The organism is Pseudoalteromonas sp. OANN1, assembly GCF_024124685.1.
In the GTDB taxonomy this organism is placed as follows: domain Bacteria; phylum Pseudomonadota; class Gammaproteobacteria; order Enterobacterales; family Alteromonadaceae; genus Pseudoalteromonas; species Pseudoalteromonas piscicida.
On the sequence record NZ_JAMXSE010000013.1, the window covers coordinates 130,703 to 141,016 of the forward strand.

A 10,314-nucleotide genomic window follows, 5' to 3' on the forward strand; every position below is an offset into this window, starting at 1 on the left:
GATCCAATCCCTTACTCCAAGCGTATCATGACAAATAAAATTAGGATAAAATGACAAACCTTAAACTCGGTGTTCATTAGAGGTGTAGAGTTGAAAGTTAAGAAGCGTTTTATTGCAGGGGCAAGTTGTCCAGAATGCCAAAAAATCGACGTAATGATGCTCTACAAAGAGCATGATGTTGAAAAAGTTGAATGTGTTGAGTGTGGCCACGTAATGTCACAGCCGAAAGACGCGGTACAGGCTTCTACACGCCAGTTTGAGCAAGTCATTGGGGTGTTCAAACCGGAGTGAGTGCTCACCCCGGTTTTCAATTTGTTTGTTAGTAGTGCGGTGGTGGTGGCTCTTGATGTTGAGGAATTAAACCTGGGTCGCGGCCTTCTTTCATTTTCTCTGCCAATAGCTCAATTTGTCGTTGCATTTTAGCCAAGCGCTGCTGATGTGCCTTTAGCTCTTCATTTAAGGTTTCGATTGTATCTTCTTGAAAGGCAAGCTTAGCCTCAAGCTCAGTAATTCTGTTTTCGATTTCATTCATGGCTTTTTCACCTGCGCAAATTTTTCCAGTAGTCCGCTGGAGCTTTCGGTTAACAATGCAGTGTCTCGGTCTTGAAAAGCAACGTCAAAGACAACCGCAGACTTAGGGCGGCTGCCTTCTCGGGGTTGTACACGCCAAGTTTGCAATCGTTCCCCATCACTCACTTGCCATAAAATAAGCTCGCGGTTAGGTGAGCCGGTAGCCAAGAGCGTTGCGTCTTGATTAAAGCGCACTGCACTGAAAATTTTCTGGCGAGCAATATACTGTAATTGTGCTTTGAGATCACCAGAAGTTAATTGCCAAATACTCGCTTTTTTCATGCTATCTGCGGTAAAAGCAAATCTTCCTTGGTCATCTAATGCAACTTTGGTCACGCGACTTGGGTGGTTAAAGCGGTGGATCACTTGCCCCGTTCTAGTATCCCAAAAGTAAGCGGTATAGTCGTTGCCTCCGGTTAAGGCAAAGTGACCATTGGGAGACATGGCAATAGAATTGATATTTTCTTGATGTCCAAGGAACTCTATCCGCCTTCCACTCTCTAAGTCGAGGTGAACGACAACGCTATCACTGCGGGCATAGAGTAAATATCGGCCCGCATTGCTAATTGCGATATCTCGAATAGTGCCAGACTCGATCTCAAAATATCCTAGGTTTTGACCGCTTTCGATGCTCCAGATGGCGAATGTTTTATCAGTGGCAGTGACGGCCGTGGAGTTGTCATTAGCTAAAGCCAGTGAGTGAATGAGATCGTCGGGGGCATCAGAGTGACGCCATTGAAATTTGAGGCCTTGCTCTTGATTATCCCAAAGTACGGCCCCATGCTCTATGGAAGAAACAAGGCTGTAGTGACCGTCCGCAGAGATAGCAGCAGAAAATGCCCCTCTGCTGGCATGTTCTACGGTCATAACGGCTTTTGAAGTGTCAGGGCCACAGCCGGTTAAGGTGAAGCAACTGAGCATCGCGCATGCAAAGAGGAGGCTTGTCCACTTAATGTTGACGAGTTTGACCATAAATTAGGTAAATCCTCCTTAACTCCGAAGCCTACAACAGGTAGACTAAAGGCACTAAAAACAAGATATTATTTTGATATTAGCGTATTAAAAGCGTAATGTCGTTACGCGATAATGGCAAGCAAATGCATATTGGCATTCTGATCAGAGAATGTTAATGTGGCTAGCACCTTTTCTTATTAATATAAAATTAACAATGGCACCGCATATCAAGCTCTCTTGCGCGAGCATTGGTGTTTTGATAGTAGGGACTGTCGGAGAGTTGAGAATGAAACAGACGATTAAACTGTCACTCGTTGCTGCTTCAGTGTTAGCACTAGTAGCGTGTAATAAAAAAGCAGAAGAGCAGAAGCCTGCTGAAGTTAAGCTAGATACAGAGGTGCAACAGCAAGCATACGGTATCGGTGCTTCAGTTGGTAACTTCTTGCAAAAAGACTTAGCGGATAAAAAAGAGCTAGGCATTGAACTTGATCAAGAGTTACTTATGCGTGGTTTTAAAGACGCTCTGGCTGGTGAAGCTAAGCTGGATGAAGCAAAAATCCGTGAAGTACTCACTTCACTAGATTCTTCTGTTCGTGAAAAGCAAGCTGCTAAAGTTGAAGCTGATGCGAAGAAGAATAAAGAAGAAGGCGATAAGTACCTAGCTGAGAACGCGAAGAAAGAGGGCGTTCAGGTGACTGAGTCAGGTCTTCAGTATGAAGTGCTAAGCGAAGGTGATGGTAAAAAGCCAGTCGCAACAGACAAGGTGACAGTACATTATAAAGGTACTTTGTTAGATGGTTCTGAGTTCGATAGCTCTTATGCACGTAATGAGCCTGCCACTTTCAACCTAAATCAAGTTATTGCAGGTTGGACTGAAGGTCTGCAGTTAATGAACACTGGCGCTAAGTATAAGTTTACGATTCCTGCGGAGCTTGCATACGGCACTCGTAACCTTGGTAAAATTCCAGCAAACTCAACACTGGTATTTGAAGTTGAACTGCTAGGTATCGAAGACGAAGCTGAAGAAGCTGCTGAATAATTTGGCAGTGTCCGTAAAGAAAAAGGTGAGATAGCTATCTCACCTTTTTTTATATTTTGGTGCCCGCAAATTTAGACTATTCAGTGTGATTAGAATAAAGGTTATCGATCAGCTCATCTTCCAATTGGAAGCGTAACTCAAGCGTTTCACCTAACACAGACAGGTCGTTATCGAAGTCTGTTAATTCTTGCGTTTCTTGATTTACTTCAGCGTATTTGTCGTTGAAATCAAGTGCGGTATCAGTCGTATCTGTGATCCGAGGGTACAGTGACTGAGCCAGTTTTGCGCTTTCAGGGCCTTTTTCTTGGCAGGCCTCAACAATGTTGTCATAAATTTCAAAATGACCAGCTGAAAGATAGTCCATCAAAATCTGGCAGAATGACTGAATGTCAACTTGCTCAGGAAGTGCTTTACCATTTCGAGTTGGTGAGCATCCTGCAACTTTATAATATAAAACCAATAGTTCCTGACGCTCTGCTAACCATGCATCAATTACACTATGGCTGCCTCCCCATTTCTGTTGGGCTTGTTCTAACTGCGAAAGCATAGTGATTCTCCTTAAGCGGGTTACCTACCTCTATGGAAAGGGAAACGGGGCAAAAGGTCAACCAATTTTTTCTGTAAAAGCGTAAAAAGATCAAAAGATTATTGGTTTGATTATCGGGAATGTTAACAAATTCAGGAGGATAAAAATAAAAAAACCACCGAGAGAAACTCAAGGTGGTTCAAAATAGCAGTTTAGCTTGTTGCGTAATGTTGTTATTTTTCTAATTGAAGGTGTTTTGTTGTTATTTTTCTAACGCGGTAATTTTATACCAACCTTTTAATCGTGTTGCAAACAGTTTAATCGCTTGTTTCGGTAATTTTTACACAAGCTTATGAATTTGTTCCTAATAAAGTGAGGTTTAATCTAGATCATAACGAGGCGTTGGCAAGGATAGTTTAGATAGTGCCCATGTGCACTTAGTGATACAATCCGCACAATTGAATTTAAGTATTGGAATAGAGACGCTATGAGCGAATTAAAAAACGATCGTTATTTACGAGCGCTATTAAAACAACCAGTTGACGTCACACCAGTATGGATGATGCGCCAAGCTGGTCGTTATCTACCAGAGTATCGTGCCACCAGAGCACAAGCTGGTGACTTTATGAGCCTTTGTAAAAATGCAGAACTGGCATGTGAAGTGACATTACAGCCGCTGCGTCGTTATCCACTAGATGCGGCGATTCTGTTTAGCGATATTTTGACTATTCCAGATGCAATGGGACTTGGACTTTACTTTGAAACTGGTGAAGGTCCAAAGTTTGAGCGTCCTATCCAATCGTTAGATGATGTTAAAAAGCTACCAAAATTAGATCCAACCGATGAGCTTGGTTATGTAATGAATGCGGTGAGCACAATTCGTCGTGAGCTTAAAGGTGAAGTACCACTTATTGGTTTCTCCGGCTCACCATGGACGCTAGCGACTTACATGATTGAAGGCGGTAGTAGCAAAACATTCGGTAAGATTAAAAAGATGGCGTTTGCGGAGCCGCAGACACTGCACTTACTGCTAGATAAAGTGGCCGATTCGGTTATCGACTACCTAAATGCGCAAGTAAAAGCGGGTGCTCAGTCGCTAATGATCTTCGACTCATGGGGCGGGGTGTTAAGCCCACGTGACTACAAAGAGTTTTCACTACAATATATGCACAAAATTGTAGATGGCCTGATCCGTGAAAATGACGGTCGCAAAGTACCCGTGACATTATTCACGAAGAACGGCGGTCAATGGATTGAAGCAATTGCAGCTACTGGATGTGATGCAGTTGGCCTTGATTGGACGATTGATATCGCCGATGCAAAACGTCGTGTAGGCGATAAAGTTGCACTACAAGGTAATATGGATCCTTCAATGCTACACGGTACCCATGAGCGTATTCGTGAAGAAGTTCAGCATATCTTAGCTGGTTTTGGCGAAGGTAATGGTCATGTCTTTAACTTAGGCCATGGCATTACGCCTGATGTTGACCCTGAAAATGCAGGTGTTTTCATCAATTCGGTTCACGAATTTAGCCGTCAATATCACAAGTAATTTAAGTTTGAACTTAAACTTAAAATAGCAAAGAGCGCTTATTGAAGCGCTCTTTTTGTTTTTGAAATGTATTATTCAAATAAGGCGTCGATGGTGCCTTGAGCAAGTGGGTGGTATCCTGGACGTGCTTGTTGATAAACACGGTAAGCCCAGTCACGCTTGCCATTCTTAATGAGAGACTTGTATAAATTCACAATAAGCTTGCGACGACCAATACTTACTAGATGCTTCTCAAGGTCTGGGTAAATAGCTTGGTAGCCGTTACCTACTGCTAGCATATACCAAGCAAAAGCGCGTTCAGCGTTGGTCGATTGCGTCAGCTTAAATGCCTTGTCCAATGCTTCCATACGCTCGATGGCGAGATCTCTTGGTAAGTTATTAATAAAGTGCAGCCACTCATGTACTGTCCAAGCGTCGGTCGGTAAATCTGCAAGTGTTTTCTCGTCTTTTAACCAAGCTTGAGTTAGCGCATCCACTTTTTCAAAAGCATCAGAAGTTGGGTTCGGTGCGTCGCTTGGCAAGCCTGGCTCATAAATCCACTCTTTGGCTTTTTCTAAGCTCACGATACCAGGATATTGCTGTAGCAAGTTTTTGTCTAAGTACGCGACGAATTCATCAGTAGTCAGAGATTTAAAAGAGAAAGTGTTAAAGTAGGTTTTAACAAACTTGTCGAACTTGTCACGACCAAACTTTTCTTCTAGATAAATAAGGAATAATTGACCTTTAGTGTAAGGTACAGAGCTAAACGCATCGTCAGGGTCGCGGCCATTAAGCTCTAAATTCATGCGTGTATCAGGGGCGGCAATAGTTTTAAGTTGTGCGCGTAGGCCTGCAGCGTCAAGTGCTTGTTCCATCACCGCGCGGTCACGACCAAACACTTCTTCCATAATACGGTTTTCAACGTAAGAGGTGAAACCCTCATTTAGCCATAGGTCTTCCCACGTCGCGTTGGTCACTAAGTTGCCAGACCAAGAGTGCGCTAGCTCGTGGGCGATTAGGTTTACTAAGCTTTTGTCACCGGCAACTACAGTTGGCGTGATAAATGACAGGCGTGGATTTTCCATACCACCAAACGGGAAGCTAGGCGGCAACATGAGCAGGTCGTATCTACCCCAAGCGTATTCACCATACATGGCATTGGTTTTATCGATCATCGCTTGCGTATCATTAAACTCAGCAACAGAGGCATCGAGGATTTGCGGTTCTGCAAAAATCGCAGTTTGGTGCGACATCTCTTTATATTCAAGGTTACCTGCACCAATTGCAATTAGGTACGGTGGGATAGCTTGCGGCATATCAAACCAATAATCGCCATCTTTGATCAATGCGCCGGTATTGTCCGCACTCATTACCGCACGTACATCTTTAGGCGTATGTACGCGAGCAGAGTAAGTCACACGCATTGCTGGCGTATCCTGCACAGGGATCCAACTACGAGCATGAATAGCTTGAGATTGGCTATACATAAATGGGTGAGATTTACTTGCGGTTTGCTGCGGTGTTAACCACTGTAGACCTGATGCTACTGGCAAGCTGTTGTAATAAATACGTGCTTTTTTTGCTTGCTCTTTAAAGTGAATAGTTAACTTAGCACCTTTCACATCATCGCGCTTGGCAAGATCAAACTTGGCGGTATGCCATTTATCATCTTTACCTTGATACATCACTTTGTCGATTTCGAGGTCACGCGTATCTAGTACCAGCGTTCTTGCTTGGCGATTCAGCCAATCTAGTGTGTGTTCAACAAAACCTTCTAGCTGCTTATCTTCAAAGTCAACGTCTAGGTCTAAATGCAAGTGTGTGGTAATAACATCGTTAAGATTGGCGTAAGTGTGTTGGTCAACGGCTGCGTTTACATCAGCAGTGTGGACAAGGCCAGCCATGGCAAGGCTGAGCGTAAGTGCCGAAAGTTTAATCATAATGCTGCTCTTATAAAAAGAATATTCCCAATTAGAACGGCTAACATAACTAATTTCTGACCATTTAAACAGTATAAGCCGATGGGTTACATAAAATGGTGGGCAAGATGACGTTAATGCGTAAGTCAGGGCAATGCGCTACACTAGCGCCAGTTTAGTTAATATTGGCAAGGTGCTGCAGTGACTAGTTTGCAGTCTTATCACACTTTTTCGCTGCCGTCGGGTTGCGAGTCCCTTATCGTTATCACAGATCCACATACGCTGGTTGAGCTCGATTTCAGTCGTCCTTTCTTTTTAATTGGGGAAGGGAGTAATACCATTTTTCTGGAAGACTATGCTGGAACCGTTATTAAGCTTGCGACCTTAGGTGTCGATATCGAGCAACAAGATGATGATTACATCGTTACAGTCGCTGCTGGAGAAAACTGGCACCAGCTCGTTACAAAGCTGCTTGATAACGGAATTGACGGATTAGAAAATCTCGCGTTGATCCCTGGTACCGTTGGCGCGGCGCCGGTACAAAATATCGGCGCCTACGGTGTTGAAGTATCTCAATTTATCACTGCCGTTAGAGGATTTGATATTGTCGAGCGGCGCTTCACTACATTAACAAATGCAGAGTGTGAATTTGGCTATCGAGATTCGGTCTTTAAACACCGCCTAAAAGATAAGTTTGTGATTACAGAAGTGACATTTACACTGCCTAAACGTTGGCAGCCAACGTTAAGTTATGGCCCACTACAAAGCTTGAGTGATACAGCAACTGCACAAGAGATTTGTGAAGCGGTGATAGTTACCAGAAACAGTAAATTGCCCGATCCTGCGACACTTGCAAATGCCGGGAGCTTTTTTAAAAACCCAGTGGTTGATAGGGCGTTTGCAGCTCAGTTGAAAAGTAAATTTCCTGAGGTGCCAGCGTTTGATGTGGACAATGACCATGTAAAACTTGCGGCTGGCTGGTTAATTGACAAAGCGGGTCTAAAAGGCTGTCACCGTGGAGCCATTCGTGTGTATGAGAAACAAGCGCTGGTACTTGTTCATAGTGGTGGCAGCACCGGCGAAGATTTAACACAGTTAGTGAGCCATATTCAGCAAACCGTTTGGCAAAAATTTGCTGTGTTACTCGAGCATGAAGTGCGCCTTATAACAAAGCATGGTGAATGTCAGTTGCAAAGTGTGGAATGCCATGAAAACGCCTGATCATAAAAAGCAAACGATTTTAGCAGCCTTGAATAAAGGAGAATTTGTCTCAGGGCAAGAACTTGGCGAACAATTAGGTATTAGTCGCGCGGCTATTGCGAAGCATATAGCGGCGTTGCAAGAGATGGGCGTGGATATTTTTCGAGTCAATGGCCGCGGCTATAAACTCAATTATAACTTACCGCTTATTCATCAAAGTAAGTTGAATACTCTATGGCAACAGCAGTTTCAAAGTGAGTGTCCTATCGAATATCACGCAATTATAGACTCAACGAATAGCGAGCTAATGCGTCGTTTGCAGGACAAACAGAATATGGGCTCAGGCCATGTCTTGGTGGCAGAAATGCAGCAAGCTGGCAGAGGGCGCAGAGGTCGGGTATGGCAATCGCCCTTTGGTGCTAACCTTTATTACAGTTATTATTGGCAGTTTGACGCTGGTATGCAAGCCGCGATGGGCTTATCTATTGCTGTAGGACTTGCGGTATATGATGCGTTAAAGGTCCTTTATGGTATTTCCGTTGAATTAAAATGGCCAAACGATATATATCTCAACCAGCAAAAACTGGCGGGGATTTTGGTTGAGCTAGAGGGGCAAGTAGAAGGGCCTTGCCATCTTGTGATTGGGATTGGGCTAAATATATGCATGCCAGAATCAGCCTCTAAACACATCGACCAAGCTTGGACAGATCTGCAAACGCACTTAGGCCAAATTGATAAAAATCAGTTAGTGGTGCAGCTCACTCACTCTTTGTCTGAGCGTCTTGCCCAGTATAAAGAGTCTGGACTAAGCGAAATGGTGACCGAGTGGAATGGTCTAAATGCCTTTAAAGGTGACGCAGTGACCTTGAGTACAGGACAGAGAGAATGGCGTGGGATCTGTGAAGGCATCGATATGCAAGGGGGCTTATTGCTTAGGCAAGATGGTGAGCTTAAAGCTTTTTATGGCGGTGAAATTTCGTTAAGAAAGGTGATATCGTGAAACTGCTAATTGACGTAGGTAATACTGCAGTTAAATATGCGCTTGAGCATGAACGCCGTATTAGTCCTGTAAAAGAAAGTGATATTGAATGGCAAAAGCTAACTGCAATTGTCTGCTCTCAGGTTGGTAAGGGAGCGGGATTACAGTGGGTGGAAAGTCGCGCCTCTGAGTTTGGTCTTGTGCTCGAACAAGCACACGTATCGCCAAGGCGAGCTGGGGTAACTTGTGCCTATCCTAGTTTTAAAAATTTGGGGATTGATAGGTGGCTCGCGGTACTTGCCGCGCATGCTCTATATCCAACGCAAGATATAATCGTGATTGATTCTGGCACTGCGACCACGGTTGATGTAGTGACTGCGCAAGGAATACACATGGGCGGGTGGATTTTGCCAGGTATCGATCTCATGATTTCCAGTATTACCGCGCGTGCAGAGCGGGTATTTTGTGATGAGAACACGCCGTTTGCCGCAGAATTTGCTAAAAATACACCTGAAGCGGTGAAAAATGGTGCGTTAGCCGCAACGCTTGGACTCGTCCATAGTGCAAAACAGCAACTTAATAATGAGTCTGCGTTGGTATTGTGCGCAGGTGGATATGGCGAGTTAATTAAAAACCATATCGAGTCAGCGGTTTTTGATGACCTTTTGGTATTCAAAGGGCTGTCAGTTTGGTGGAAAAACCCACAATAACTGTAAAAATGTCATGGGATTGGCTTAAAACTGAGCGTTTGAACAATAAATTTAAATTTTTTTGCATATTCCTGTTGCATCAAGTCAATGGTTGCTCTAATATCTCGCCCCGTACTAAAGCAGTGCCGACTTAGCTCAGTTGGTAGAGCAACTGACTTGTAATCAGTAGGTCATCCGTTCGACTCGGATAGTCGGCACCATCTTTTTACCCTATCTTGTATAGGATGCTTTAGGAAAGAATTTTACGTGGAGGGGTTCCCGAGCGGCCAAAGGGATCAGACTGTAAATCTGACGGCTCAGCCTTCGCTGGTTCGAATCCAGCTCCCTCCACCACTTTATTCTTGACGGTTAGAGGTAGTTAAGAACAGGTTCCTAAAGCGGGCATCGTATAATGGCTATTACCTCAGCCTTCCAAGCTGATGATGCGGGTTCGATTCCCGCTGCCCGCTCCAGTTCGTCTGGCGTGCTGATATAGCTCAGTTGGTAGAGCGCACCCTTGGTAAGGGTGAGGTCGGCAGTTCAAATCTGCCTATCAGCACCAGTCTCCGAAGAATCTTCTCAAATACTTCCTTTGAATTGTCGAAAAAATATTTATAATAGACTGAATAATTCTAATCCACACTCGTCGTGGATTATTTTTATATGTAATCTAGATACACAAAACTTATAGGTTTCGTCATGGCAAAAGAAAAGTTTGAACGCGTAAAACCGCACGTAAACGTTGGTACTATCGGCCACGTTGACCACGGTAAAACAACTCTAACTGCAGCAATCACTAACGTACTTGCAAAAGTATACGGTGGTACAGCAAAAGACTTCGCATCAATCGATAACGCTCCAGAAGAGCGTGAGCGTGGTATCACAATCTCAACTTCACACGTTGAGT

General features: G+C 44.0%; 11 protein-coding genes and 4 tRNA genes. 11 read left to right on the forward strand and 4 right to left on the reverse strand.

What is annotated here, in order from left to right; all coding sequences use genetic code 11:
- Positions 1-90: 90 nt before the first annotated feature.
- Positions 91-291, forward strand: a complete 201-nt coding sequence (locus NH462_RS12580; protein WP_010374531.1) for a YheV family putative zinc ribbon protein — start codon at positions 91-93, stop codon at positions 289-291.
- 28 nt (positions 292-319) lie between these two features.
- Here the strand turns inward: NH462_RS12580 and NH462_RS12585 are convergent, their stop codons facing one another.
- Together NH462_RS12585 and NH462_RS12590 are read right to left on the reverse strand one after the other, a co-directional pair.
- Positions 320-532 (reverse strand): SlyX family protein, encoded by a 213-nt coding sequence (locus NH462_RS12585; RefSeq protein ID WP_253105865.1) that lies wholly within the window; start codon positions 530-532, stop codon positions 320-322.
- Positions 529-1,542, reverse strand: coding sequence for a hypothetical protein (locus NH462_RS12590; RefSeq protein ID WP_253105866.1), 1,014 nt, complete (start codon positions 1,540-1,542; stop codon positions 529-531). The genes NH462_RS12585 and NH462_RS12590 overlap by 4 nt, the downstream gene beginning before the upstream one ends.
- Before the next feature lie 268 nt (positions 1,543-1,810).
- Between NH462_RS12590 and fkpA the strand changes: the two genes are divergently transcribed.
- A complete protein-coding gene (fkpA, locus tag NH462_RS12595) occupies positions 1,811-2,563 on the forward strand; it encodes an FKBP-type peptidyl-prolyl cis-trans isomerase (RefSeq protein ID WP_026001096.1) in 753 nt (250 codons plus the stop codon).
- 76 nt (positions 2,564-2,639) lie between these two features.
- Here fkpA and NH462_RS12600 read toward each other — a convergent pair whose 3' ends face one another.
- Positions 2,640-3,110 (reverse strand): Rsd/AlgQ family anti-sigma factor, encoded by a 471-nt coding sequence (locus tag NH462_RS12600; protein WP_010374541.1) that lies wholly within the window; start codon positions 3,108-3,110, stop codon positions 2,640-2,642.
- Positions 3,111-3,576: 466 nt separating this feature from the next.
- Here NH462_RS12600 and hemE point away from each other — a divergent pair, with 466 nt between their 5' ends.
- Positions 3,577-4,641, forward strand: a complete 1,065-nt coding sequence (gene hemE, locus NH462_RS12605; protein ID WP_253105867.1) for a uroporphyrinogen decarboxylase — start codon at positions 3,577-3,579, stop codon at positions 4,639-4,641.
- Positions 4,642-4,712: 71 nt separating this feature from the next.
- Here hemE and NH462_RS12610 read toward each other — a convergent pair whose 3' ends face one another.
- The gene (locus NH462_RS12610) at positions 4,713-6,557 is read right to left on the reverse strand and encodes a M1 family metallopeptidase (RefSeq protein ID WP_253105871.1); all 1,845 of its coding nucleotides are present in this window, start codon (positions 6,555-6,557) and stop codon (positions 4,713-4,715) included.
- Between the two features lie 183 nt (positions 6,558-6,740).
- Between NH462_RS12610 and murB the strand changes: the two genes are divergently transcribed.
- From murB to NH462_RS12650, 8 genes are all read left to right on the forward strand, one after another.
- On the forward strand, positions 6,741-7,760 hold the full coding sequence (gene murB / locus NH462_RS12615; protein WP_253105868.1) for a UDP-N-acetylmuramate dehydrogenase: 1,020 nt from the start codon (positions 6,741-6,743) through the stop codon (positions 7,758-7,760).
- Entirely contained in the window at positions 7,747-8,739 is a 993-nt protein-coding gene (gene birA, locus NH462_RS12620; protein WP_253105869.1) for a bifunctional biotin--[acetyl-CoA-carboxylase] ligase/biotin operon repressor BirA, read from the forward strand. The genes murB and birA overlap by 14 nt, the downstream gene beginning before the upstream one ends.
- Positions 8,736-9,428, forward strand: a complete 693-nt coding sequence (locus NH462_RS12625; RefSeq protein WP_017219368.1) for a type III pantothenate kinase — start codon at positions 8,736-8,738, stop codon at positions 9,426-9,428. The genes birA and NH462_RS12625 overlap by 4 nt, the downstream gene beginning before the upstream one ends.
- Positions 9,429-9,552: 124 nt before the next feature.
- Positions 9,553-9,628: transfer RNA gene (locus NH462_RS12630), tRNA-Thr, on the forward strand.
- A 48-nt stretch (positions 9,629-9,676) separates the two neighbouring features.
- A tRNA-Tyr gene (locus NH462_RS12635) sits at positions 9,677-9,761 on the forward strand.
- Positions 9,762-9,805: 44 nt separating this feature from the next.
- A tRNA-Gly gene (locus tag NH462_RS12640) sits at positions 9,806-9,880 on the forward strand.
- A gap of 13 nt (positions 9,881-9,893) precedes the next feature.
- A tRNA-Thr gene (locus tag NH462_RS12645) sits at positions 9,894-9,969 on the forward strand.
- A gap of 137 nt (positions 9,970-10,106) precedes the next feature.
- Positions 10,107-10,314, forward strand: a 208-nt coding sequence (locus tag NH462_RS12650) for a GTP-binding protein (RefSeq protein ID WP_239360500.1), incomplete at its 3' end; no start/stop codon positions are given.